Genomic DNA, 24,850 nt, shown 5'->3' with positions numbered 1-24,850 from the left:
ATTGTCGCCGGATATACACCGTCCGGCCAGCATTTATCACCCGGAGATTGACCCCGAAGCAACCCTGAGCCGGACGCGGATCGAGGCGATCACGTCCTCGACCGTGCCGGCGCCGCTGAACCCGGCCGCGAAACGGTGCCCTCCCCCGCCCAGCGCCACCGCGACCGCGCTCACGTCGACGCCGCCCTTGCTGCGCAGCGACACCGACCACTCCCCCGGGCGCGCCGGCTTGACGACGCACGCGACGTCCGCCTCGGCTGCGCAGCGCACGGTGTCGATGAGCGCCTCGACCGCGGCCGGCGGCTGGCCGTGGGCGGCGAGGTCCTCGAGCGTGAGGTACGTCCAGGCGAACCCCAGCCCGCCCGCGCCCTCGCGCTCCAGCACCGTCCGCGCGAGCGCGACGCCGAACAGCCGCAGCGCCCCGACGGGCCGCGTGTCGAAGACCCGCCGCGAGATCTCGCCGACCGGGATGCCGGTCGCGATGAGCCGCGCCGCGAGCTCGTGGACGGCGGGCGTGGTCGAGGCGAACTTGAAGGACCCGGTGTCAGTGGCCAGGGCCACGTAGAGGCACTCGGCGATCTCAGCATCGAGTCGTACGTCAAGACGCCGCAGCAACCCGTCGGCCAGCACGGACGTGGCGGCCGCCGCGGGGTCCACGAGGTTGATCGCGCCGAATCCCGGGTTGGAGGCGTGGTGGTCGAGCACGATCCCGACCGCCGCCGCGCGCAGCCGCCCGGCGAGCCCGCCGAGCCGCTCGATGCTGGCCACGTCGAAGACCAGCATGGCGTCGGGCGCGGGATCGGCGTCCTCCTCCGCGACCAGCAGCTGCGTGCCCGGCAGCGTGTCGAAGGGGGCGGGCAGGACCATCGGCCCGGGGAACGTCGCCGCGAGGTGCCCGATCCCGAGCTCTCCCGCGATCTGCCGCAGCCCGAGCCCGGTCCCGAGCATGCTGCCGAGCGCGTCGCCGTCCGGGTTCACGTGGCAGGCGAGCAGCACCCGCGCGCCCGCGGGAAGCCCGCGCAGCGCCGTCACAGCCGCCACCCACTCCGCCTCGCCGGGCCGCTGCTGCGCGCCGGCCTCGCCCGGACGTCGCTCCGTGGCCGCCGCGCCCGGCTGTTGCTCGGTGGCGGCCGTGTCCGACTGCTGAATCCCGCCAACCTTGCCCGGCAGTTCCTCCATGGCGGCCGCGCCCGCCGGCTGAACCCCGCCGGCCTCGCCCGGCAGTTCCTCCATGGCGGCCGCGCCCGACGGCCTGCCCTCGGGCCCGCCGCTGACGGTCGTGCCGTCGGCGAACGCCCGCACCGTGCTCGTCTGAACCCCGCCGACCTTGCCCGGCAGTTCCCCCGTGGCGGCCGCATCTGGCGGCTGAACCCCGCCGGCCTTGCCCGGCTGTTGCTCGGTGGCGGCCGCGCCCGACAGCTGAACCCCGCCGGCCTCGTCCGGCTGCTGCTGCGCGGCGGCCGGGCGGGCGGTGGCGAGTGCGGGGCTCGCGCCCGGTGTGTCGCCGGGCGCGAGCCCGGTCACCGCCGGTCCTGGCCGACGACCACCTCGTCGTCGGCGCCGTCGACCCCCAGGTCCAGGTCGTCGTCCTCGTCGTCGAGCTTGTAGGGCTGCGGGTCGCCCGCGTAGTGTGCGCCGGCCGCGAGGCGCTGCACCTCGGCGTCGGCGTCGCGGGCACTGGCCAGCAGCTCGTCGATGTGCTTGGCATGCTCGGACACGTCGTCGTGCACGAACGTGAGGCTCGGGGAGTGCCGAAGCCCGAGGGCCTTGCCCACGGTGGAGCGCAGCAGGCCCTTGGCGCTCTCCAGGGCGGCCGCAGTGCCGGCCTGGGCCGCCGCGTCGCCGAGCACCGTGTAGAAGACGGTCGCCTCGCGCAGGTCCGCCGTGATCCGCGCGTCGGTGATCGTGATCATGCCGAGCCGCGGGTCCTTGATCTGCGTCCGCACCACCGATGCGACCAGTTCGCGCACGCGCTCGGCGTGCCGCCGCACCTTCGCCGGATCCGTCATCTCGAACACCTCCGCAGCCAAACGGCCCCACGCCGGCCTCGCGGCCGTGCGTGCGGACCTGAAGATCTGACCAACGCCTTGACAGTACCCGCGCCCCGCCGTTGGGGCCGCGTTGAGAAGCCAGGATTACTCGTCGTCGTCACCGTGCAACCGACGGCGCACGGAGAGCAGCTCGAACTCGGGCCGCCCCGCGACCGCGCGCTCGCACGTGTCGAGCACCTCGCGCACGTGCCCGGCCTCCGCGGCGACGACGGCGACGCCGACCTCGGCCCGGCCGGTCAGGTCGAGGGCCCCGACCTCGGCGACGGAGACCTCGAACTTGCGCAGGTACGCGATGAGCGGCCGCACGTACGAACGCTTGGCCTTGAGCGATCGGGAGTCACCGGGCAGAAGGAGGTCGAAGACCGCGGTTCCGGTATACACGGCCCAAGATCCTAACTGCCGCTCCGCCTTCCCGCGCTGCCATTTTGCGGCCGTCGCCGTCGCCAAGGTTCGACAAGCGGGGCGCGGCGACGCAGAGCGCTCCGCGAACGGCAACTCTGCTGGATGGCTGGGCACCTCGGTCCGGCGCCGCGAGCGGCCATGACCAAGCGCCCGGCAACAGGCGGCCCACCGCACCCAAGCGATCTTGACCCACCGCCGGTCCCTCATATCGGATTTTTCGCCTGACAGGCGAAAAATCCGTTATGTCGTGGCGCGCCAGCGCCCGACATAACGGGCGACCACCCGCCCGGACCCGGCGCTCAGGCGTGGCGCGCCAGCGCCCGACATAACCGGCCGACCACTCGCCCGGGCCCGGCGCTCAGGCAACCAGGAACGGGCGGACGCCGGGCGAGGGCAGTGACTCCGGCTCCGGGCCCAGAACACGCCCCAGCCGCGCGATCAGCGGCGGCTCGGGCTCGATCGGCAGCGCCGCCGCCCCGGCCGCCGGCAGCGGACCGCGCCGCCGCGGCTCGACCGCCCCCGCGCTGCCACCGCGCCCGCGGTAGACATACAGCGAGTCGGGTGCAACCGCATCCAGCGCCGCCACGACGGCGGGGAGCTGACGGAACCGCTGCCATTCGGCGGCGTCGGCGAACCCGATCTCGAAGACGACCCCGAAGTCCTCGGATCGCCAGGCCCAGTCGCGGGCCCCGTGGGTGACCGCGGCCTCGATGAGCGCCGCGCTGTGGGCATCTCGCCACTGCCGCGCCGGATACTCCCCGGCGCGGACCTCGATCGACCACCATGACAGGTCCATGATGTGACCGAGGTTACTCCCGGCGCGAGACAGCGAAAAGGGCCGCGGCGCAAAACCGCGGCCCTCTGCGCTCAGAGCGTCACGTGCGGGGCTTCTCGCGAAGCTCCCACGTCTCGATGACGTCGCCGACCTGGATGTCGTTGTACGTCCCGAGCGTGATACCGCACTCGAAGCCCTCGCGGACCTCGGTCGCGTCGTCCTTGAAGCGGCGCAGGCCGGCGATCGTGAGGTTGTCGTTCACGACCGCGCCGTCGCGGATCAGGCGCGCCTTGCTGTTGCGCCGGATCAGGCCGGTGCGGACGATGCAACCCGCGATGTTGCCGAAGCGCGACGAGCGGAAGACCTCGCGGATCTCCGCCGAGCCGAGCTCGACCTCCTCGTAGACCGGCTTGAGCAGGCCCTTGAGGGAGGACTCGATGTCCTCGATCGCCTGGTAGATGACGGTGTAGTACCGGATCTCCACGCCCTCGCGGTCGGCCAGGTCGCGCGTGCGGCCCTCGGCCCGCACGTTGAACCCGATGATGATCGCGTCGGAGGCGCTGGCCAGGTTGACGTCGTCCTGCGTGACCGCACCGACACCGCGGTGGATGATCCGCAGCTGGACCTCGTCCGAGACGACGATCTTGACCAGCGCGTCCTCGAGCGCCTCGACCGAGCCCGAACCGTCGCCCTTGAGGATGAGGTTGAGCGTGGTCTTCTCGCCCTGCTTGAGCTGGTCGAACAGCGTCTCGAGGGTGACCCGGCCGGTGCGCGCCGCCATCTCGGCCGCGCGACGGCGGGCCTGCCGCTGCTCGGCGATCTGGCGCGCGGTGCGGTCGTCGTCGGCGGCGAGGAACGTGTCGCCGGCGCCGGGCACCGAGGTCAGGCCGAGCACGAGGACCGGACGGGCCGGACCCGCGTGCGGCACGGGCTTGCCGTTCTCGTCGAGCATCGCGCGGACGCGCCCGTAGGCGCGGCCGGCGACGATCGAGTCACCGACGTTGAGCGTGCCCTTCTCCACCAGGACGGTGGCGACCGGGCCGCGGCCGCGGTCGAGGTGCGACTCGATCGCGATGCCCTGGGCCGGGCCGTCGATGGGCGCGCGCAGGTCGAGCGCGGCGTCGGCGGTCAGCAGGACCGCCTCGAGCAGGCCGTCGATGTTGATCCGGCTCTTCGCCGAGATGTCGACGAACATCGTGTCGCCGCCGTACTCCTCGGCGACCAGCCCGTACTGCGTGAGCTCCTGCCGCACCTTGGCCGGGTTGGCCTCGGGCTTGTCGATCTTGTTCACCGCGACCACGATCGGCACCTCGGCCGCCTGGGCGTGGTTGAGCGCCTCGATCGTCTGGGGCATCACGCCGTCGTCGGCCGCGACCACCAGGACCACGATGTCCGTGGCCTGGGCACCGCGGGCACGCATGGCGGTGAACGCCTCGTGACCCGGGGTGTCGATGAAGGTGATCGCCCGGTCCTCGTCGCCGTGCTCGACGTGGACCTGGTACGCGCCGATGTGCTGGGTGATGCCGCCGGCCTCGCCGCCCGCGACGTTCGTCTGGCGGATCGCGTCGAGCAGCTTCGTCTTACCGTGGTCGACGTGACCCATGACGGTCACCACCGGCGGCCGGATGACCAGGCGCTCCTCGTCGACCTCGGCGTCGAGGTCGATGTCGAAGCGGGCCAGCAGCTCGCGGTCCTCGTCCTCGGGGCTGACGATCTGCACGTCGAAGCCGAGGTGCTCGCCGAGCAGCTGCAGCGTCTCGTTGGTGCACGACTGGGTGGCCGTCACCATCTCGCCCAGGTTGAACATCTCCTGCACGAGGGAGCCGGGGTTGGCGTTGATCCGGTCGGCGAAGTCCGACAGCGACGCACCCTGCGGGAGGCGGATCGCCTGACCCTGACCCCGCGGGGCGCCCGAGCCCATGGTGGGCGCGGAGAGGTTGTCGAACTCCTGTCTGCGCTGCTTCTTCGACTTGCGGCCGCGCGTCGGCCGGCCACCGGGACGCCCGAAGGCACCCGCGGCACCGCCGCCACGACCGCGACCGCCCGCGCCGCCACCCGGGCGACCGGCGCCGCCGGCACCCGCGCCGGGCGCGCCTCCGCCGCCACCGGGACCGCCGCGGAAGCCACCGCCGCCACCGCCACCACCGCCGGGACCGCCGCGGAAGCCACCGCCGCCACCGCCACCGCCGCCGGGGCCGCCGCGGAAACCGCCGCCACCGCCACCGCCACCGGGACCGCCGGGGCGACCGGCACCGCCGCCACCGGGACCGCCGCGGAAGCCGCCACCGCCACCACCGGGACGACCGGGACGGTCACCGCCGGGGCCGCCGCCCGGACGACCGGGCCGCTGGCTCGGCATCTGGGACGGGTTGGGGCGCGGACCACCCATCGAGGCCGGGTTCGGCCGCGGGGGCATGGAGGACGGGTTGGGCCTTGGAATGTTGCCGGGCGTCGGCGGGCGCGGGGTCGCGCCGCCGGAGACGCCGAACGGGTTGTTACCCGGAGACCGGGCCGGTGGACGGCCACCGCCGCCGGGGCGCGGGCCCTGACCGGGGCGCTGACCGCCCGGAGCCGGGGCGCCACCGCCGTCCCGGCCCGGCGCCGGGCCGGGACGGGGGCCGGGCGTGGGCGCGGGCCCACCGCCGGCGGGCGGCTGCGGGGTGTCACGCCGGGTGTTCTCCCGCTGACGGGCCTGCTGGGCGGCCTTCATCGCCGCTTCCTGCTCAGCCTTCAGCGCGGCGGCGCGCTGCTCCGCGGCCGCCACCTCGATGTCGTGTGCGCTCGTGGGCCGGACCGCCGGCGGGGCCGGACGCGGCGGGCCGGGCACGGGGCCACGGCCGCCCCCGCCTCCGGATCCACCTGATCCGCCGCTCGCGGGCGGCTGGGGCCGCTTCGGGGGTGCAAAGGGCTTCGCCGCCGGGGACGGCGTGGGACGGGGTGCCGCCGGAACGGGTGCCGACGGGGTCGCCGCTGACGGCGCAGGAGGTGCCGAGGGCGCCGGTGCGGACCCTCCACCGTTCTCGAAGCTCGCTCGCAGCCGGCGCGCCACCGGCGCCTCGACCGTGCTGGATGCGGACTTCACGTACTCGCCAAGCTCCTGCAGCTTCGCGAGCACGGTCTTGCTTTCGACCCCGAGCTCTTTCGCAAGCTCGTGTACGCGGGCCTTGCCTGCCACTACACTCCTCACCTCGAGGCCGGGCGGCAAGTTCCGCTCCGACCTCACTCGTGCACTTGAAGCCTGGTCATCTCAGGGACTTCATCGTGTGCTCATGTCCGTCGTCCTACCTTGCGTGTCCGGGTGGGGCGTCGCGCTCCCACCACCGGCGGTTCCGGTTACTGCGTATGCTCCGGCTCCGTCACCGCCGCCGAGGCGACGGCTTCGGCCAGCGGACCGGTGTCCAGGACTCCGGTGAGACGCAGTGCCCGCCCGAAGGCGCGCCTGCGCTCCGCCAGCGCGAGGCAAGCCGGATCAGGATGCAGGTGCGCTCCCCGGCCCGGCCGTCTGCGAGCCGGATCGGGGACAGCCCTGAACTGGCCAGGGCCGGTCTCGATCGCGACAAATCGCAGCAACTCGGAGGATGACGCACGCTTCCGGCATCCGATACAGGTGCGAACCGGCCGCGCAACAAACAGGGTCGGTTTCGCGGGCATGCCAGCCGGGGGCGTGCGACGTACCGTCAAGAAGTCTACCCTGCACTTTCGGCGCGCGCCGCGCCCGGTCCGGTGACGTGATCGACGTTGCTGTCCGGAGCGTTGTCCGGCTTGATGTCGATCCGCCATCCGGTGAGCCGCGCGGCGAGCCGCGCGTTCTGGCCCTCTCTGCCGATGGCCAGGGAAAGCTGGAAGTCCGGGACGGTTACCCGGGCGGCGCGGTTGGCCGCGTCGACGACCTCGACGTTGAGCGCTTTCGCGGGAGAAAGGGCATTGCCGACAAACTGCGCAGGGTCCTCAGACCAGTCGATAATATCAATTTTCTCACCGTGCAGCTCGCTCATGACCGCGCGAACCCGCTGCCCCATCGGGCCGATGCAGGCCCCCTTCGCGTTCACCCCCGCGACCGTCGAGCGGACCGCGATCTTCGTGCGGTGACCTGCCTCACGCGCGATCGCGGCGATCTCCACGGTGCCGTCGGCGATCTCCGGGACCTCCAGCGCGAACAGGCGCTTCACCAGGTTGGGGTGGGAGCGGGACAGGGTGACCTGGGGGCCGCGGAAGCCCTTGGCGACGTGCACCACGATCGCCTTGATCCGCTGGCCGTGCTCGTAACGCTCGCCGGGGACCTGCTCGGCCGCCGGCAGCATCCCCTCGATCTTGCCCAGGTCGATGGTGACGATGCCCTTCTCGGCCCGCGCCTCGTGCGCCTGGATCACGCCGGTGACCAGGTCGCCGTCGCGGCCGACGTACTCCCCGAAGTGCGCCTCGTCCGTGGCCTCGCGCAGCCGCTGCAGGATGACCTGCTTGGCGGTCATCGCCGCGATGCGCCCGAAGTCGTGGGGGGTGTCGTCGTACTCGCGCACGATCGCCCCCTCCTCGTCGACGTCCTGCGCGAGCACGGAGGCCGCGCCCGTGCGCCGGTCGATCTCGACCCGGGCGTGCGGGTTGGCCCCCTCGGTGTGCCGGTACGCGGTCAGCAGGGCCGTCTCGATCGCCGCGAGGATGGTCTCGAACGGGATCTCGCGCTCGCGCTCCAGGGCGCGCAGGGCCGCAAGGTCGATGTTCATGCCCCGCCCTCCTCTTCCTCGTCGTCTTCGTCGTCGTCGGCGTCGATGTCGTCTTCTTCTTCTTCGGGATCGGGCAGCTCGGCCAGCCGTTTGAGCTCGATTTCGACGCGGCCGGGGCCGAGGTCGGCGTACGAATACGTCTCCTTCGCCCCCTCGACGTCAAGCGTGACCCCGTCGTCGTCGGTGGCCAGCACCCGCCCGGTCACCTCCCGCCCGGCCGCCCTGACCTTCACCAGGCGGGTGCGGTTGCGCCGCCAGTGCCGCGGCAGGGTCAGCGGCCGGGACACCCCGGGTGAGCCGACCTCCAGCTCGTACTCCCCCGCGATGAGCTCGTCCCCCTCGGCCTCGGCCTTGTCCAGCGCCGCGGAGATGCTGCGGGAGAGCTCGGCGACCGCGTCCAGGTCCACCCCGGCGTCGCTGTCGACCGCGATGCGTAGCAGGTGCCGCCGCCCGACCCGGGTGACGGAGAGGTCTTCGAGGTCATAGCCGCCGGCCGCGACGACCGGCTCGACCACCGCCAGGAGGCGCTGTCGATGCTGCTGCGCCATTGATCGACACCCCTCCTTCAGACGCCCGCACGGGCGCACGACTCCACGCCGCCTGCGTCTTGGCGCGCGGGCGGCTCGTGCAGAGCGTAACGCGACGTGACTCGGGTCGTCCCGGCGGCGCTCCGAACGCCACCCGGGAGCGCCGTCGACCAGGGCTTCACAAGGGCGGGTACAGCACGAGGAGGGGCGATGGTGTTGACTAATGGCCGTGCCGATCCGCCGACGCGCCCTGCTCGCCGCCGCCGTGGCGGCCCCGACCGCGGTGCTGGCCGGCTGCGATCCGGGTGGCAAGGACGAGGGCCCGCGATACGACCCGACAACCGACACGCTCATGCCGCTGCTGACGCGCACGGTGGCGCTGCGCGAGCGCTACGGCGAGGTCCTGACCGCGTTCCCGGCGCTGCAGGACCGGCTCGGCCCGCTCAAGGACGACCACGCCGCGCACGTGATCGCCCTCGCCCGCGAGATCGGCCTGCCCGAGAACGGCCCGTTCCCGGCGCCGAGCGGCGCGACCGCGAGCGGCCCCGGGGCTGCGAGCGCCTCGCCGGTGCCGGCCGAGCAAGGCGCCGCCCTGAAGGAGCTCGCCGCGCTGGAGAAGGCGGCCCGGCAGGACGCGGAGGGGGCGTGCCTGGCCGCGCCGTCCTACCGCGCGGCCCTGCTCGGCTCGATCACCGCCTGCCGCGCCGGCCACCAGGAGGTGCTGGCGTGACGCCCGCCGACGAGCGGCTGATCGCCGCACTGGAGGCCGAGCACGCGGCCATCTACGGCTACGGCGTGCTGGGCCCCAAGCTCGACGGCGCCACGGCCGGCCTCGCGCACGACGCCGACAACGCCCACCGGGCCCGCCGCGACGCGCTCATGGTGCGCCTCGCCGGTGCCGGAGCGACCCCGCCGCCGACCGGGGCCTCCTATCAGCTGCCCTTCGCCGTCACCGACCGCGCGGCCGCGCTGAAGCTCGCGGTGCTGCTGGAAGAGCGCACGGCGGCGCAGTGGCGCCCGGCCCTGCCCGCCACCGACGGCGACCTGCGCAAGATCGTCCTCGACGCGCTCGTCGACTGCACCACCCGCGCGGTCGCGTTCCGCAAGGCGGGCGGTATGACCCCGCTCGTCCCGGCATTTCCGGGCAAGACCGGCTGAGTCCGGGCCTGCCGCCGGATACTCCCGAACTTGTGCCACAGCAAGGCCGCGGCACCCCGCCGGGCTGTCCGCTCCGCGACGATCGTTGCATCACGCCACGAGCGTCTAGACGAGAGGAGGGCCAGACATGCGCCGCACCGCGTGGGCCGGTCCGACGATGCAGCCGCGTCGTTAACGAGAACGCCGTCTCGTGAGCCTGCCGTCTCGGGGATGAACCGCCCCCGAGACGGGTCAGGCCGCGATACCGATCAGATGACCGATGAGATACGTCGCCCCGGCCGCCGCCGCCCCCAGCAGCAGCTGCCGGGCCCCGGACAACCACCAGGCCCGCCGCGTGAAGCGGGCGATGAGCGCGCCGGCCACGAACAGCCCCACCCCGCCCGCGCCCAGCGCGATCGGCAGCGACGCCGCGCCCAGCAGATACGGCAGCAGCGGCACCAGGGCCCCGAGCGAGAAGCAGACGAACGACGAACCGGCCGCCGTCCACGGCGAGGGCACGTCGGCGGGGTCCACGCCGAGCTCCTCCTGCGCGTGCACCCGCACCGCCGCCTCGGGGTTCTGCCCGAGGATCGTGGCCACCTCAAGAGCGAGTTTCTCCGGTACCCCCCGGGCCTGCCAGATCCGTGCCAGCTCGGCGGCCTCGGCCTCGGGGAAGCGCGCCAGTTCCCGGCGCTCCTTGAGCACCTCGGCCGCGACCTGCTCGTTCTGCGCCCGCACGCTGGTGAACTCGCCCAGCCCCATCGAGATCGCGCCCGCGACGAGGCCCGCGGCGCCGGTCAGCACGATCTCCCGCGGCGCCACCCCGCCCCCGCCGACGCCGGCGATCAGCGCGATGTTGGTGACCAGCCCGTCCATGGCCCCGAACACGGCAGCGCGCAGCCAGCCGCCGGAGACGTCGGCGTGGTGATACGCATCCTCCGCTGCGGGGTGGCTCACGGCAGGGTCAGGATCTCGAAGCCGTCCTCGGTCACCACGATCGTGTGCTCGAACTGCGCCGTCCATTTGCGGTCCTTCGTGACGACGGTCCAGCCGTCCTTCCAGATGTCGTACTCGTGGGTGCCCAGCGTGATCATCGGCTCGATGGTGAAGGTCATGCCGGGCTCCATGATCGTGGTGAGCCGCGGGTTGTCGTAGTGGGGCACGTAGAGCCCGGTGTGGAAGACTTCGTTGATGCCGTGCCCGGTGAAGTCGCGCACGACGCCGTAGTGGAAGCGCTTGGCGTACGCCTCGATGACCCGGCCGATCGCGTTGAGCGGCCGGCCCGGCGCGACCGCGCGAATCCCCCGCATCATGGCCTCGTGCGTGCGCTCGACGAGCAGCCGGGCCTCCTCGTCGACGTCGCCGACGCAGAAGGTCTGGTTGGTGTCGCCGTGCACGCCGCCGATGAACGCGGTCACGTCGACGTTGAGGATGTCGCCGTCCTCGATCACGGTGGAGTCGGGGATGCCGTGGCAGATGACCTCGTTGAGCGAGGTGCAGCAGGACTTCGGGAATCCCTTGTACCCCAGCGTCGACGGGTAGGCCCCGTGGTCGCACAGGAACTCGTGCACCACCTGGTCGATCTCGTCCGTGGTGACGCCCGGCCGCGCGTGCTCACCGGCCAGCACGGTCGCCTGCGCCGCCAGCTTCGAGGCGACCCGCATCCGCTCGACGATCTCGGGGGTCTGCACGTCGGACCCGCGGTGCTTGGCGGGCGCGCGCTTCCCGACATACTCGGGCCGCTTGACGGGGCCGGGAACCTGGCGCCAGGGAGTCTGCGTGCCGGGGGCAAGCGGAGCGCGAACCTTCATGGCCAGAAGCCTAACGCGCATCAACACAGGCCCGTCCGGGTAACCCCTCAGGCATGATCGACGACGAACGCATCCGCGACCGCTGCGACCTGCTGCCGGAGGAGCTGGCGGCCGGCAGCGACGACCCGCGGGCCCAGGCCGAAGCCGTCCTGCGCGACTCCGACGACCGGGAACAATACCGCGAGACCGCGCCTGACCTGCGCATCGAGCACCGTACGGCGGCCGAGGCTACCGCCGACTGACCGCTTCCCGGTGGAAGCGCTCCACCAGGGCCCGCGCCTCGTCCTCCCGCCCGGCCGGCACGACGAGGTCGGCCGTCTGCTCGCGAATGGGGTTGCCCCACTTCGTGCGCCGCGTCGCGGTGAACACGACCCGCATCGGCGACGCGGCCACCAGCTCCACGCCGGTCAGCGTCCCCGTGGGCGCAAACGCCGCGTACGCGCCCGGGCGCCGCAGCACCCCGAGCCGCCCGACCAGCACCTCCCCCGCGCGGGCGCGCCGCGCCGCCGGCCCGCCGCCGCCGAGCCACAGCACCAGCCCGCCGGCCGCGCCGGTGAGCACCAGGGCCCCGAGCACTGCCAGCAGCGCGGACACCTCGGTCACGAGCGCGGCCGCGACGGCCACGCCGACGACGACGCCGAGCGCGATGAAGGCGGGCCGGTTGAGCCGCCACTGCCGGGCGCGCTCGGCCGCGACCGCGGACGCCCACTGCGGCTCGTCGTAGCTCCACCTGACCCAGCCGCCGCCGGCCTCCAGTTCGGCCATCTCCTGGAGGTAGCGCTGCGGCCGCGTCAACCGCAGCACCACGAACCCCCCGATCCCCCAGACGATGGCCACGCCGGCCGCGACCGGCAGCAGATCGCCGGCCGGGCCCGGCCCGGTGAGCAGCCAGAAGACCGCCCCGAGCACGGGCGCGAGCCCGAAGATCATGACCAGCTGAATCCGTACGTGCTCAACCGCCAGGAGTCTGTTCACGGCCGCCGAGGGTAAGCAGGCTCACACGCGCCCCCGCCGCCTCGGACGACAACCCGACACCGTTACGTGCCGGTTCGGGGGGTCAAGGGCGGGTGGCCACCTGGTCCCGGCGGGCGCGGGCGGCCTCCACGAAGGCCGCGAAGAGGCGGAAGTCGGTGGTGTCCTCCGGGTGCCACTGCACGCCGACCGCGAACGTCTTCGACGGGTCCTCGACCACCTCGATCAGGTCGTCCTCCGGGCACCAGCCGGTCGGGACCAGGCGGCCCGGGTCGGCGCAGCCCTGGTGGTGGAACGAGTTGACGATCACCGCGTCGCCGAGGATCGCCGCCGCGCGGGAGCCGCGGGCCAGGCGGACCGGGTGCTCGCCGAACTTCGGGCCGCTGACCGGGCGGTGGTTGTGGTGGCCCAGCACGTCGGGCAGGTGCTGGTGGAGGCGGCCGCCGTACGCCACGCACATGAGCTGCATGCCGCGGCAGATGCCGAACAGGGGCAGGTCGGCCTCCAGGGCGGCCCGCATGAGCAGCAGCTCGGCGGCGTCGCGCTCGGGCTTGACCTTCGTGGTGGCGTGCGGGGGCTCGCCGTAGAGGTCCGGGTTCACGTCGGAGCCGCCGGTGAACATGATGCCGTGCAGGCCGTCGAGCACGTCGGCGTCGGGGTCGTCCGGGGTGACGAGCACCGCCCGGCCGCCCGACGCGTGCACCGCGTGCACGTAGGACAGCGGCAGGACCGCGGAGAAGGTGTCGTTGAGGCCGAAGCGGGTTTCCTCGGCGTACGTGGTCAGGCCGATGACCGGTCGCGACATGCCCTCAACTTAGCCCTACGGGGGTGAGGTTGTGCAGGATGTCCAGGGCCCGTTCCTCGGCCGCGACGGGGTCGACGTCCGGCCCGGCGATCGCGGGGTCGAAGTTGAGGTCGTAGAAGAGCTCGGTGACGCCCTGGGTGGAGAGCCACGCGACGTCCTCGCGGATCTTCTCCCAGGGGCCGTTGAGCAGGTCGCGGCCGGGCCGGAAGAGCACGCCGCGGCACACGATGCGCAGCGTGTCCGGGTCACGGCCGGCCTTCCGCGCGCCCGCGCGCACCAATGCGACGTCCTCGGCGATGCGGGACAGGTCCTGCGCGCTGCGGCTCACCCAGCCGTCGGCGATCTCGCCCGCGCGGCGCAGCGCGGCCGGCACGGAGCCGCCGAGCAGGATCGGCACGCCGCCCTCCTGCACCGGCCGCGGCCGCATGCGGCTGGGCGGGACGGTGTAGAAGTCGCCGTGGAACTCGCTCACCTCGTCGCGCCACAGCGTGCGCAGCACCGCGACGTACTCGCGCGCCCGCGCGGCCCGCTGGCCCCCGCTCGCCCCGGTGGCGGCGAACTCCGTCTCCGACCATCCGGTGCCCAGGCCGAGATCGACCCGCCCGCCGCTGAGCACGTCGAGGGTGCCGACCTGCTTCGCGACGTACGCCGGAGAGACGAACGGCAGGTTGACCACGGCCACGCCGAGCCGGATCGACTCGGTGCGCGCCGCGGCGAACCCGAGCGTGACGAGCGGGTCCAGCACGCTGCGATACACAGGGTCCAGCGGCTGGCCGTCGCCCACGAGCAGCCGCTGGAAGGTCCAGAGGGAGTCGTACCCCTGCCGCTGCGCCGCCACCGCGATGCGCCCCACCCGATCCGGCGTGGCCCACGTCCCCGACACCGGCAGCCCGAAACCGATCAGCATGCCCTGAACGTACCCAGATCCGGGCTCGCTCAGACGGAGTCGACGAGCGCGGCGAACGGCCGCACGTCGCCCGCCTCCTCCGGGTGCCACTGCACGCCGAGCACGAACCGGCGCGCCGGGTCCTCGACCGCCTCGATGACGCCGTCGTCGGCCCAGCCCGTGACGGTGAGCGACCCGGGCGAGTCGACGGCCTGGTGGTGGTACGAGTTCACGTCCGCCTCGTCCCCGAACACCTTCGCGGCCTTCGACCCCGCGGCGAAGCGCGCCGGATGCGCCCCGTACACCCCCGGCGCCGGCTGATGCCGCCCGTTGCCGAGCACGTCGGGCAGGTGCTGGATCAGCGTGCCCCCGTACGCGACCGCGAGCAGCTCCATCCCCCGGCACACGCCGAGCACCGGCCGGTCGGCGTCCAGCGCCGCGGCCAGCACCGCCAGCTCCCCCGCGTCGCGGTCCGGGCGCGTCTTCGTCGCCGGGTGCGCGGCCGCGCCGTAGCGCCCCGGCTCGATGTCCGCCCCGCCGGCGAGCACGAGCGCGTCGAGGCGCCTGACGAGGTCGGCCGCGTCATCGAGGTCGTCGGGCGGCAGCACCACGGGCCGGGCCCCGGCCTCGCGCACCACCCGCACGTAGGCCTCGGGAACCAGCACCGCCCGCGTGTCCCAGACTCCCCAGCGCGCCGCCTCCGCGTACGCGGTGATCCCCACGACCGGCCTCGCCATGCTGCTCTTCGCCCTCTCCCAAAAGCCGTAGCGCTACAGCGGCGTCACGTAGGCGCCGGTGATGCCGCCGTCGACCAGGAACGTCGACGCCGTGATGAACGAGGCGTCGTCGCTGGCCAGGAACGCCACCGCGCCCGCGATCTCCTCCGGCGTGCCGAACCGCCCCATCGGCACGTGGACCAGCCGCCGCTGCGCCCGCTCCGGGTCCTTGGCGAACAGCTCCATGAGCAGCGGCGTCGCGATCGGCCCCGGGCACAGCGCGTTCACCCGGATCCCCTGCCGCGCGAACTGCACCCCCAGCTCGCGCGTCATCGACAGCACGGCGCCCTTGGAGGCCGTGTACGCGATCTGCGAGGTCGCCGCGCCCAGCAGGGCCACGAAGCTGGCCGTGTTGATGATCGAGCCCTTGCCCTGGGCGAGCATGTGCGGGATCGCGTACTTGCAGCAGAAGTACACGCTCGTGCTGTTGACCTTCAGCACGCGCTCCCAGGCGTCCACGCCGGTGTCGAGGATGGAGTCGTCGTCGGGTGGGGAGATCCCGGCGTTGTTGAAGGCGATGTCGAGGCGTCCGTAGCGCTCGGCGACGCCGTCGAAGAGGGCCTTGACCGCGGCCTCGTCAGCCACGTCGGCGGCCACGAACTCGCCGCCGACCTCCTGCGCGGCGGCCCGGCCGGCGTCGGGGTTCAGGTCGACCGCGACCACCTTCGCGCCCTCGGACGCGAAGCGGCGCGCGGTCGCCAGGCCGATGCCGCTGCCGGCGCCGGTGATGACCGCGACGCGGTCCTGCAGACGTGGCTGCACCTATACCTCCGTGCTGAAGTAGACGTTCTTGACTTCACAGAACGCGGCGACCGCGTCCGGGCCGAGCTCGCGGCCGAGGCCGCTCTGCTTGACCCCGCCGAACGGGGTCCAGTAGCGCACCGAGGAGTGCGAGTTGACGCTGAGGTTGCCCGACTCCACGCCGCGCGCGACGCGGATGCCGCGGCCGAGGTCGCGGGTCCAGATCGAGCCGGACAGGCCGTACTCGGTGTCGTTGGCCAGCCGGACCGCGTCGTCCTCGTCGTCGAAGCGCAGCACGGACAGGACGGGGCCGAAGATCTCCTCGCGCCAGTGCCGGTCCCTGGTGGACCCGGCCGTGAGGACGGTCGGTGCCATCCAGTAGCCGGGGCCGTCCGGGGCCGTGCCGCGGAAGGCGACCGCCGCGTCGTCCACATAGGACCGGACGCTGTCGAGCTGGGCGGCGCAGATGAGCGGGCCCATCTGCGCCGACTCCAGGGCCGGGTCCTCGCAGCGGAACGCCCTGACGGACTGCTCCAGCAGGCCCATGAACTCGTCGTACACGCTCGCCTGGACCAGCAGCCGCGAGCGGGCGCAGCAGTCCTGGCCGGCGTTGTCGAACACGGAGCCGGGCGCGGACGCGGCGGCCTTGGCGAGGTCCGCGTCGGCGAAGACGATGTTGGCGCTCTTGCCGCCCAGCTCCAGCGTCACCCGCTTCACCTGCTCCGCGCAGCCGGCCATGATGCGCTTGCCGACCTCCGTGGACCCGGTGAAGCACACCTTGCGCACGAGCGGATGGGTGACGAAGCGCTGGCCCACGACGGAGCCCTTTCCGGGCAGTACGGTGAAGACCCCCTCGGGCAGGCCGGCCTCCAGGGCCAGCTCGCCGAGGCGGATCGCGGTCAGCGGGGTGAGCTCGGCGGGTTTGAGGACCACGGTGTTGCCCGCGGCCAGGGCGGGCGCGAAGCCCCAGCCGGCGATGGGCATCGGGAAGTTCCAGGGCACGATGACGCCGACGACGCCGAGCGGCTCGTAGAAGGTGACGTCCAGCCCGCCGGGGACGGGGATCTGACGGCCGCTGAGCCGCTCCGGGGCGCCCGCGTAGTAGTCGAGGACGTCGCGGACGTTGCCGGCCTCCCAGCGCGCGTTGCCGATCGTGTGGCCGGCGTTGCGGACCTCGAGCCGCGCCAGCTCCTCGTTGTGCGCGTCGACCACGGCGGCGAAGCGGCGCAGCAACCGGGCCCGGTCGCCGGGCGACACGGCCCGCCACGTGGCGAACGCGGCGTGGGCGCGCTCGATCGCGGCGTCGGTCTCCGCCTCGGTCAGCGACGGTACTGTCGCGACGACCTGCTCGTCGACCGGCGAGATGACCTCGTGCATTGGTTTACCCCTTAGAGACGTTCGAAGCCGCGCATGAGCTCCCAGTCGGTGACCGCCGCGTCAAACGCTGCCAGCTCGATGCGGGCCATGTTGGCGTAATGCGCGACGACGTCCTCGCCGAACGCCTCCCGCGCGGCCGCGCTGCCCTCCCACAGGACCAGCGCCTCACGCAGGGTCGCCGGCACGCGCGGAGCGGCGGCGTCCTCGTAGGCGTTACCGGTGTAGACGTCCTCGAGCTCCAGCGAGTGCCGGATGCCGTGCAGCGCGCCCGCGCACATGGCGGCGATGGCGAGGTAGGGATTGACGTCGGCGCCGGGGACCCGGTTCTCCACGCGCATCGAGGGGCCGTGCCCGACCAGGCGCAGGGCGCAGGTGCGGTTGTCCAGGCCCCAGCGGACCGCGGTCGGCGCGAACGAACCCGCCTGGAAACGCTTGTACGAGTTGATGTTCGGCGCGTAGAACAGCGTGAACTCGCGCAGCGTCGCGAGGATGCCGGCCATGGCACTCGCGAACACCGGCGAGACGCCGTGCCTGCCGTCGCCGGCCACCACGGGGTGCCCGCCGGCGGTGGAGCGCAGCGAGAAGTGGATGTGGCAGGAGTTGCCCTCGCGCGCGTTGGGCTTGGCCATGAACGTGATGGAGACGCCCTCCTGGGCCGCGATCTCCTTCGCCCCGTTCTTGTACAGCACGTGCCCGTCGGCGTTGGGCAGCGCGGCGTCGTAGCGGAACGCGATCTCCAGCTGCCCGAGGTTGCACTCACCCTTGGCGCTCTCCGGGGTGAGCCCGGCGCCGGCCATCCCGTTGCGGATGCGGCGCAGCAGCGGCTCGACCCGCGCGGTCTGCAGCAGCGAGTAGTCGGAGTTGAACAGGGTCACCGGCGTCAGGTCGCGGTATCCCTGGCGCAAGGCGTCCTCATAGGACTGCCGGAACGCGATGAACTCCAGCTCCGTGCCCGTGTAGGGGGCGTATCCGGCCTCGGCGAGCGCGCGCAGCTGGGCCTGCAGGATCTGCCGCGGCGAGGCGGTGACCGGCCCGCCGTCGAGCAGGCGCAGGTCGGCCAGCACCAGGGCGGTGCCGGGGTGCCACGGGATGCGGCGCAGCGTGGTGAAGTCCGGGATCATCGCGAAGTCGCCGTAGCCGCCGGCCCACGAGGACATCGCGTAGCCATCGACGGTGTTCATGTCGACGTCGACGGCGAGCAGATAGTTGCAGCCCTCGGTCCCGTGCGCGACGACGTCGGCCAGGAAGTGCCCGGCGTGGAAGCGCTTGCCCTGCAGCCGCCCCTGCATGTCCGTGATCGCCACGATGACGGTGTCGATCTCGCCGTCGTCCACGGCGATGCGCAGCTGCTCGACGGTCAACATCGGCTTCCCCTAAGGTCTAGAACCAAACCATAAACTCAACCCAGCAGGCCGCGCAACAACGCCGCGGTGGCGTCGCAGTGCTCCTCCATCTCGGCGCGGGCCACCGCCGGGTCACCCGCCAGGATCGCCTCGACCACCCGCTCGTGCTGGGCGTCGGAGTGGTCGAGGTTGCGCCGCAGCACCGGGATCGCGGCCAGCAGCCGGTCCAGGCGCAGCTGGACGTCGGCGATCGACGCCGCCACCGACGTGGAGCCGCCGGCCGCCGCGATCGCCAGGTGCAGCCGCGAGTCGTTGATCCGGCGGGTGAGCGGGTCGCGCGTCCGCGCGGCGGCCAGGCACGCCACCAGGTGCGCGCGATCGGCCGCCGACAGCGCCCGCGTGGCGGCCAGCGCCGCCGCGCCGGGCTCCAGCACGCGGCGGAAGTCCAGCGCGTCGTGCAGCGCGTCGCCCATCTCCCGGGCCAGCGCCGCGGCGTCCTGCGCCTGGCCGCCGTCCCCGGCCTCGCCGGTGGCGCGGACCACGAACGTGCCGCCGGAGCGGCCACGGCGCGACTCGAGGAATCCCGCCTCGCGCAGCGCCGCGATCGCCTCCCGCAGCGTGACCCGGCTGACCTGGAGCCGCTCGGCGAGCTCCCGCTCGGGCGGGAGCCGCTCGCCCACCGGCACCAGGCCGAGGCGGATCGCCTGGGCCAGCCGGGCGACGGTGATCTCGAACGCGTTGCCGCCCCGGACCGGCCGCCACATCGGCACACCCGACAGGGGCTCCGTCGCCACCGGCACCCGACCTCCCCGATAGGTCTCCGGGCCGGCGCGCGACGGCCGGCCCGGGACCATCATCCCCTACTCCGCGGCCGCGGCCGTGTCCTCGGCCAGGGCCTCGTCGATGGTGCGGATCGGGCCGTTGAACCACTTCTTCGCCGACAGCGCCCACCACAGCGCGGCACCGCCGATGACGATGAGCAGGGCCAGCGGCGCGTAGTTGACCGCGGTCCAGGTGAAGCCCTCGTGGCCCGGGATCGCGGTCGGCGTGAACGGCATGATGAAGTAGATCGACACGACGACGATCTCCACCACCGCGATCCAGCCGAGCACCTTGTACTTGCGCCCGAGCGTCCACGGACCGGGCACGAACCGGTCGCCCATGCGCAGCCGGAGATAGATCGGGATCAGGAACGCGACGTAGAGGCCGATGACGGCGACGGAGACGACGGCGTAGAACGCGGTCGGCGCGCCGGTCGGGCTCTTGTACAGCGCGGGCAGCGTCAGCACCAGGCCGGCGGCCGCCGCACCGATGATCGCGTTGACCGGCGTGCCGTTGCGGTCCACTTTGGACCACAGCCGCCAGCCCGGCACGGCGCGGTCGCGGCTGAACGCGTACGTCATGCGCGACATGCTCGTCACGCAGCTCATGCCGCAGAAGAACTGCCCGATCGTCGAGATGAGGATGACCGCCTTGAAGAAGCCGGAGCTCAGCGCGGTCTGGAAGATAGCGCCCGAGAAGCCGCTCGCCTTGGTGATCGCGTCGACGTCCGTCGCGGCGAACAGGAACGACAGCAGCAGAATCCAGCCGCCGATCGCCGAGTAGAAAATGGACTGCCACAGGCCCTTCGCGGCCGCCGTCGACGCGCCCTTGGTCTCCTCCGAGACGTGGGCACAGGCATCAAAACCGGTGATGGTGTACTGCGTGAGCAGGAACCCGAACGGCAGCACCAGGAACCAATAGGTGGCGTCGGAGTATCCGGAATTGTTGAAGCGCTCGGTGAACACGAACGACAGGCTCTGGTGCTTCTCCGGCACGAACACCAGGATCAGCACGACCGCGGCCGCGCCGACGACGTGCCACCACACCGAGACGTTCTGCAGCAGGTCGATGATGCTGTGGCCCCAGATGTTGATGGCCACGTGCGCGGCCAGGATCACCACGAAGAGCAGGAACGTCAGGTTGAGGTTGGTGCTGTCCCAGTCGGTGTAGGCGTCGAGCACGAGGCTCATGAAGGTGGCGCAGCCGTAGTCGACCGACGCGGTGACCGCGACGAGGCCGACCAGGTTGAGCCAGCCGGTGAACCAGCCGTGCACCGGCTTGCCCATCCGGGCCGCCCACCAGTAGATGCCGCCGGCCGTCGGGTACGCCGAGACCAGCTCCGACATGCAGAAGCCGATGATGAGGATGAAGATCGAGATCAGCGGCCAGCCCCACGAGATGGCGATCGGGCCGCCGTTCATCCAGGCCTGGCCGAAGGTCGTGAAGCAGCCGGCGAGGATCGAGATGATGGAGAACGAGATGGCGAAGTTGGAGAAGCCGCTCCACTTGCGGCGCAGCTCCTGCTTGTAGCCCAGTTCGGCGAGCCGCTTCTCGTCGTCGTCGATCGGCAGGTCGGCCTGGGTCGGCGATGCCGGCATGGCACCTCCTCTTTCACGGGGTTGGGATCCCTTTCGGGGGGGGTTGGGATCCTCAGGGGTTGGGGGTAGCGGTATTCCTTCCGGTCACCGTGCCCAGGAGGCGTCCGAGCCCGGGGTCGGCGAGCGCCTGCCGCGCCTGGCCCCACTTGTCGGCCGCCTCCGCCTCGTAATCGAAGCCCACCGGGTCATCGCCGCGGGCGGCGGCGAGCAGTCCATGGTGGACGGTGAACCACAGCGCCCAGGTCACGTTGGACGCGATGTGAAACAGCCGGACCCGCGCCAGCAGCGCCTCGCTGTGCTCGTCGCCGAAGTACGCGCCGGCCAGCCGGCCGGTGAGGTCCGGGTCGTAGTCCGCCTCGGCGGCGATGTCGGCGAGCTCGAACGCCGGGTCGTTGTTGCCGGAGAGCTGGTAATCGATGATCCGCACGCCGCTGGGCGTGGCGATGAAGTTCTCCGCGAGCAGGTCGTTGTGGCACGGCACGGCGCGCAGCGGGCGCTGCCCCAGCGCCGCGCGGATCGCGTCCACCGCGCGGTCCCCGTCCCGGTAGCCCTCCGGCAGCGGCAGGCCGTTTCGCGCGCAGACCTCGAGCAGCTCGTCGCGCTTGGCGAAGATGTCGAAGTCGTTGCCGAACGCGGGCCCCGCGTGCAGCCGCCGGCACGCGTCGGCCAGCGCCGGGATCACCTCGGACCGGCGCACCTCGGCCGGGCCGAGCGTGCGGCCGGGCAGGAACTCCAGCACGATCGCGGGGACGTCGGGCAGGGTGGCGTACACCTGCGCGCCGACCGTCGCCGCGGCCGTCTCGGTGTTGGCGATCTCCCGCTCGGGCGCGACGCCGAGCCCGGCGGCGGACACCGCGGGCTCGAGGACCCGCAGCACGTACGACACCCGCTCGACGTCGATCCGGAAGACATGGTGCGACAGCCCGCCCTCGAGCCGGCGCCACTCGACCGCGCGGCCCTTCCACGACGGGACCCGCTCCAGCAGGTCCGCGACCGACGGCACCGCACTCATGGCATCCGGCCCCTTCACCGCGATCCGCCGGCTCGAATTCGGGCGATGCCAGGCCTTTAACCCGGCGGGCGCGAAGTGATCGGCGTCATGGTGTGACCGAGTTAACGCCCCCGTCAGCCGCCCGTCAAGAGCAGTCCTCACGTTTACGCACCCGAAACAAGTGGCACGTGTTCAGACCTTTTCCGGGATGTGGTATTGGGGCCACAATCATGCGATGTCGATCGAGACGTACCCGGCTCCGGACCCGGCGGCCTGTCCGTTGCGCCTGGCCGTTGCCGCCGAGCTGCCCGGCGCGGCCCGCGCGGTCGTGATCGGCGGCGGGGTCGCCGGCTGCTCCATCGCGTACCATCTCGCCCGCCTCGGCTGGAGCGACGTGCTGCTGCTGGAGCAGCACGAGCTCACCGAGGGCACCACGTGGCACTCCGCGGGCTTCGTCGGGCAGCTGCGCTCCACGGTCAGCCAGACCCGCATGATCATGTACTCCTCCGGCCTCTACGCCGAGCTGCGTGAGCTCACCGGCCTCGACCCCGGCTGGCGCGGCGTCGGCGGCCTGCGCCTGGCCACGACCCCGGAGCGGGTCGAGGAGCTGCGCCGCCAGGCGAGCTCCGCGACCACCTACGGGCTGGACATGGACCTGCTCGGCCCGGCGGAGACCGTCGACCGCCTCCCGCTGCTCAACGTCGCCGACGTGCGCCTGGCCGGCTGGCTCCCCGGCGACGGGTGGCTCGAGCCCGCGCGCCTGGGCACGGCGCTGGCCGCGGCCGCGCAGCGCCTCGGCGTCCGCATCGTCACCGGCGTGCGCGTCACGGCCGTGGAGGCCGAGGGCGGTCGCGTCCGCGGGGTCGTCACGACGCGGGGCGCGGTCGCCGCCGAGGTGGTCGTCAACGCCGCGGGCGCGGCCGCGGGCCACGTGGGGCGCCTCGCCGGCGTGGAGCTGCCCATCGTGCCGATCAAGCATCAGTACGTCGTGTCGCGCCCGATCGCCGAGTCGTCCACGATGGACCTGCCGACGGTGCGCGACCCGGACCGCATCGTGTACTTCCGCGGCGCCGACGACACCGCGCTGCTCGTCGGCGGCTACGTGCGCGACCCGGCCCCGTGGCACCCCGACGCCGGCGCCCCGCTGGACGTCGCGCGCACCCTGTTCGAGCCGGACATGGCCAAGTTCGCCGAGTCGTGGGCCAACGCCCGCCACCGCGTCCCCGCCCTGCGGGAGCTGGAGATCGCCCGCGTCGTGCACGGCCCGGAGGCGTTCACCCCCGACGGCGAGTTCCTGCTCGGCGAGACCCCGGTCGCGGGCTTCTGGGTCGCCGCCGGCTTCTGCGTCCACGGCCTGGCCGCCGCGGGCGGGGTCGGCAAGGTGATGTCCGAGTGGATCGCCGAGGGCACGCCGGAGTACGACGTGTCCACGATGGACGTCCGGCGCTTCGCCGGCCACGCGGGCAGCCGCCGCTGGGCGGGCGCGCGGGCGCTGGACGGCTACTCGCGTTACTACGACGTGGTCTTCCCCGGCCAGGAGTGGGCGACCGCGCGACCGCTGCGCCGCTCGGCCGTCTGGCCCCGCCTGGCCGAGCTCGGCGCCGCCCTCGGCGAGAAGGCCGGGTGGGAGCGCGTCAACTGGTTCGGCGTCAACGCCTCGCTCACCCCGCAGGCCCAGCGCCCCAAGGGCTGGGCGGGCCGCGCCTGGTCACCCGCGATCGCCGGCGAGGTCGCCGCGACCGCGGGCGCCGCGGGGCTGTTCGACCAGTCCTCCTTCGCCAAGCTCGACGTGCGCGGCGCGGACGCGCTGGGGCTGCTGCAGCACCTGTGCGCCAACGACGTGGACCGCCCGGCCGGGCACCTGACGTACACCCAACTGCTCAACGCCCGCGGCGGCGTCGAGGCCGACCTCACGGTGACCCGCCTCGGGCCCCGGCACTTCCGCCTCGTGACGAGCACCGCCAGCGGCACCCGCGACGCGGACTGGCTGCGCAAGCACGCGCTGGCGCGCGGGGCGGACGTGCTGGTCGACGACGTGACGGGCGCCTACGGCTGCCTGTGCCTGTGGGGCCCGAAGGCGCGCGAGATCCTGCAGCCGCTGACCGACACGTCGCTGGCCGACGCCGACTTCCGGTTCATGCGCGCGGAACGGCTGTTCGCCGGCCCGGTCCCGGTCCTGGCCCAGCGCGTCACCTACGTCGGCGAGCTCGGCTGGGAGCTGTACGCCCCGACCGAGTACGTCCTGACGCTGTGGGACCTGCTCATGGAGGCCGGCGCCCCGCTGGGCCTGCGCCCGGCCGGCTACCGCGCGATCGACTCGATGCGCCTCGAGAAGGGCTACCGCGTGTGGGGCAGCGACCTCACGACGGACACGAGCCCGCTGGCGGCCGGCCTGGAGGCGTTCGTCCGCCTCGACAAGCCCTTCCTGGGCCGCGAGGCGCTGCTGGCCGAGCGCGAGGCGGGCCCGCCGCCGCGCCGGCTGCGCTGCCTGGTCCTGGACGACCCGGGCACCGTATGCCTGGGCGGCGAGCCGGTCCGCGTCAACGGCGTGCCCGCGGGCCGCGTGACCTCGGGCGGCTTCGGCTACCGCGTGGGCGCCTCGATCGCGTACGCCTACCTGCCCGGCGACGTCCCCGCGGGCACCCCGGTGGACGTGAGCGTCTTCGACCGCTGGGTCCCGGCGGTGGTCCGCCAGGACCCGCTCTACGATCCCAAGTCGCTGCGCGTGCGCGCCTGAGCGGCCGCCGCCCGCCGGCCGCTCAGCCGGCGTTCTCCGGGCGGTCGATCACCCGCAGCCAGCTGCCGTCGGGCTGGCGGCGGACCACCTGGACGCGGCCGCCCGTGCCGTCCTTCGCCCTGGTCGAGGTCAGGGCGAGGTCGCCGTGGTGGATCGTCGGGAGGGGCTCCTCCACCTCGAAGTGCGTGACGTGGCGCAGCATCTGCTCGCACACCGCCTGGATGGCCGCGCGGCCGACCGTGGTGCGGCCGGGCGGGTAGGCCAGGACGGCGTCGGGCTCGTACAGGGCGGCCAGACCGGCGGCGTCGCCGGCGTTGGCGCGCTCCACGAACAGGCGGGTCAGGTCTTCCGGGGTCATTGCCTTCATGGCTTCCACGC

25 protein-coding genes are annotated in these 24,850 nt (G+C 73.0%); 4 read left to right on the top strand and 21 right to left on the bottom strand.

Annotation, left to right across the window (positions count from 1 at the left end; all coding sequences use genetic code 11):
- Positions 1–36 precede the first annotated feature (36 nt).
- From ACQPY0_RS09140 to rimP, 8 genes are all read right to left on the bottom strand, one after another.
- Entirely contained in the window at positions 37–1,233 is a 1,197-nt protein-coding gene (locus ACQPY0_RS09140; protein ID WP_432995109.1) for a DHH family phosphoesterase, read from the bottom strand.
- Positions 1,234–1,520: 287 nt separating this feature from the next.
- Positions 1,521–2,009, bottom strand: a complete 489-nt coding sequence (gene rbfA / locus ACQPY0_RS09135) for a 30S ribosome-binding factor RbfA (protein ID WP_432986834.1) — start codon at positions 2,007–2,009, stop codon at positions 1,521–1,523.
- Positions 2,010–2,135: 126 nt separating this feature from the next.
- A complete protein-coding gene (locus ACQPY0_RS09130; RefSeq protein ID WP_432986832.1) occupies positions 2,136–2,432 on the bottom strand; it encodes a DUF503 domain-containing protein in 297 nt (98 codons plus the stop codon).
- Positions 2,433–2,811: 379 nt separating this feature from the next.
- Positions 2,812–3,249 carry a hypothetical protein gene (locus ACQPY0_RS09125; protein ID WP_432986830.1) on the bottom strand — a complete coding sequence of 146 codons (438 nt, stop codon included), beginning with the start codon at positions 3,247–3,249 and terminating at the stop codon, positions 2,812–2,814.
- Positions 3,250–3,328: 79 nt separating this feature from the next.
- Positions 3,329–6,403, bottom strand: coding sequence for a translation initiation factor IF-2 (gene infB, locus ACQPY0_RS09120; RefSeq protein WP_432986827.1), 3,075 nt, complete (start codon positions 6,401–6,403; stop codon positions 3,329–3,331).
- Between the two features lie 158 nt (positions 6,404–6,561).
- A complete protein-coding gene (locus ACQPY0_RS09115) occupies positions 6,562–6,879 on the bottom strand; it encodes a YlxR family protein (protein WP_432995107.1) in 318 nt (105 codons plus the stop codon).
- A 35-nt stretch (positions 6,880–6,914) separates the two neighbouring features.
- Positions 6,915–7,949: a transcription termination factor NusA gene (gene nusA / locus ACQPY0_RS09110; RefSeq protein ID WP_432986825.1), complete on the bottom strand. Its 1,035-nt coding sequence runs from the start codon at positions 7,947–7,949 to the stop codon at positions 6,915–6,917.
- Entirely contained in the window at positions 7,946–8,497 is a 552-nt protein-coding gene (rimP, locus tag ACQPY0_RS09105; protein WP_432986823.1) for a ribosome maturation factor RimP, read from the bottom strand. Before rimP ends, nusA begins: the two co-directional genes overlap by 4 nt.
- 202 nt (positions 8,498–8,699) lie before the next feature.
- Here rimP and ACQPY0_RS09100 point away from each other — a divergent pair, with 202 nt between their 5' ends.
- The gene (locus ACQPY0_RS09100; protein WP_432986820.1) at positions 8,700–9,206 is read left to right on the top strand and encodes a hypothetical protein; all 507 of its coding nucleotides are present in this window, start codon (positions 8,700–8,702) and stop codon (positions 9,204–9,206) included.
- A complete protein-coding gene (locus ACQPY0_RS09095) occupies positions 9,203–9,634 on the top strand; it encodes a ferritin-like domain-containing protein (RefSeq protein WP_432986818.1) in 432 nt (143 codons plus the stop codon). Before ACQPY0_RS09100 ends, ACQPY0_RS09095 begins: the two co-directional genes overlap by 4 nt.
- Positions 9,635–9,865: 231 nt before the next feature.
- Here ACQPY0_RS09095 and ACQPY0_RS09090 read toward each other — a convergent pair whose 3' ends face one another.
- Positions 9,866–10,489, bottom strand: coding sequence for a VIT1/CCC1 transporter family protein (locus ACQPY0_RS09090; protein WP_432995105.1), 624 nt, complete (start codon positions 10,487–10,489; stop codon positions 9,866–9,868).
- A 77-nt stretch (positions 10,490–10,566) separates the two neighbouring features.
- On the bottom strand, positions 10,567–11,424 hold the full coding sequence (map, locus tag ACQPY0_RS09085) for a type I methionyl aminopeptidase (RefSeq protein ID WP_432986815.1): 858 nt from the start codon (positions 11,422–11,424) through the stop codon (positions 10,567–10,569).
- A 53-nt stretch (positions 11,425–11,477) separates the two neighbouring features.
- Between map and ACQPY0_RS09080 the strand changes: the two genes are divergently transcribed.
- Positions 11,478–11,666 (top strand): hypothetical protein, encoded by a 189-nt coding sequence (locus tag ACQPY0_RS09080; RefSeq protein ID WP_432986813.1) that lies wholly within the window; start codon positions 11,478–11,480, stop codon positions 11,664–11,666.
- Here the strand turns inward: ACQPY0_RS09080 and ACQPY0_RS09075 are convergent.
- The 10 genes from ACQPY0_RS09075 to ACQPY0_RS09030 all read right to left on the bottom strand — a co-directional run bounded on the left by ACQPY0_RS09075 (position 11,653) and on the right by ACQPY0_RS09030 (position 21,756).
- A complete protein-coding gene (locus ACQPY0_RS09075; protein ID WP_432986812.1) occupies positions 11,653–12,399 on the bottom strand; it encodes a hypothetical protein in 747 nt (248 codons plus the stop codon). The genes ACQPY0_RS09080 and ACQPY0_RS09075 overlap by 14 nt on opposite strands.
- A gap of 82 nt (positions 12,400–12,481) precedes the next feature.
- A complete protein-coding gene (locus ACQPY0_RS09070; protein ID WP_432986810.1) occupies positions 12,482–13,201 on the bottom strand; it encodes a gamma-glutamyl-gamma-aminobutyrate hydrolase family protein in 720 nt (239 codons plus the stop codon).
- Between the two features lie 4 nt (positions 13,202–13,205).
- Complete coding sequence (locus tag ACQPY0_RS09065) at positions 13,206–14,108, bottom strand: LLM class flavin-dependent oxidoreductase (RefSeq protein WP_432986808.1); 903 nt, start codon at positions 14,106–14,108, stop codon at positions 13,206–13,208.
- Between the two features lie 29 nt (positions 14,109–14,137).
- Positions 14,138–14,824, bottom strand: coding sequence for a gamma-glutamyl-gamma-aminobutyrate hydrolase family protein (locus ACQPY0_RS09060; RefSeq protein WP_432986806.1), 687 nt, complete (start codon positions 14,822–14,824; stop codon positions 14,138–14,140).
- A gap of 33 nt (positions 14,825–14,857) precedes the next feature.
- Positions 14,858–15,625: a 3-oxoacyl-ACP reductase gene (locus ACQPY0_RS09055; RefSeq protein WP_432986804.1), complete on the bottom strand. Its 768-nt coding sequence runs from the start codon at positions 15,623–15,625 to the stop codon at positions 14,858–14,860.
- Positions 15,626–16,981: an aldehyde dehydrogenase family protein gene (locus ACQPY0_RS09050; RefSeq protein ID WP_432986802.1), complete on the bottom strand. Its 1,356-nt coding sequence runs from the start codon at positions 16,979–16,981 to the stop codon at positions 15,626–15,628. It abuts the gene before it with no gap.
- Between the two features lie 11 nt (positions 16,982–16,992).
- Positions 16,993–18,345 carry a glutamine synthetase family protein gene (locus ACQPY0_RS09045; RefSeq protein WP_432986800.1) on the bottom strand — a complete coding sequence of 451 codons (1,353 nt, stop codon included), beginning with the start codon at positions 18,343–18,345 and terminating at the stop codon, positions 16,993–16,995.
- A gap of 35 nt (positions 18,346–18,380) precedes the next feature.
- On the bottom strand, positions 18,381–19,124 hold the full coding sequence (locus ACQPY0_RS09040) for a FadR/GntR family transcriptional regulator (RefSeq protein ID WP_432986799.1): 744 nt from the start codon (positions 19,122–19,124) through the stop codon (positions 18,381–18,383).
- Positions 19,125–19,184: 60 nt separating this feature from the next.
- Entirely contained in the window at positions 19,185–20,744 is a 1,560-nt protein-coding gene (locus ACQPY0_RS09035) for an amino acid permease (protein WP_432986797.1), read from the bottom strand.
- 52 nt (positions 20,745–20,796) lie between these two features.
- Positions 20,797–21,756 carry a phosphotransferase gene (locus tag ACQPY0_RS09030; protein WP_432986795.1) on the bottom strand — a complete coding sequence of 320 codons (960 nt, stop codon included), beginning with the start codon at positions 21,754–21,756 and terminating at the stop codon, positions 20,797–20,799.
- Between the two features lie 214 nt (positions 21,757–21,970).
- Here ACQPY0_RS09030 and ACQPY0_RS09025 point away from each other — a divergent pair, with 214 nt between their 5' ends.
- Positions 21,971–24,472: a GcvT family protein gene (locus tag ACQPY0_RS09025; protein ID WP_432986794.1), complete on the top strand. Its 2,502-nt coding sequence runs from the start codon at positions 21,971–21,973 to the stop codon at positions 24,470–24,472.
- Positions 24,473–24,494: 22 nt separating this feature from the next.
- On the opposite strand, the gene ACQPY0_RS09020 is transcribed toward ACQPY0_RS09025, so the two are convergent.
- Positions 24,495–24,830 (bottom strand): YybH family protein, encoded by a 336-nt coding sequence (locus tag ACQPY0_RS09020; RefSeq protein WP_432995103.1) that lies wholly within the window; start codon positions 24,828–24,830, stop codon positions 24,495–24,497.
- Positions 24,831–24,850: the final 20 nt, after the last annotated feature.

This window comes from Dactylosporangium sp. CA-233914 (assembly GCF_050942935.1).
Classification (GTDB): Bacteria; Actinomycetota; Actinomycetes; order Mycobacteriales; family Micromonosporaceae; genus Dactylosporangium.
The sequence above is the reverse complement of the archived record's forward strand: the minus strand, read 5'-3'. Positions and strand labels throughout refer to the sequence as shown.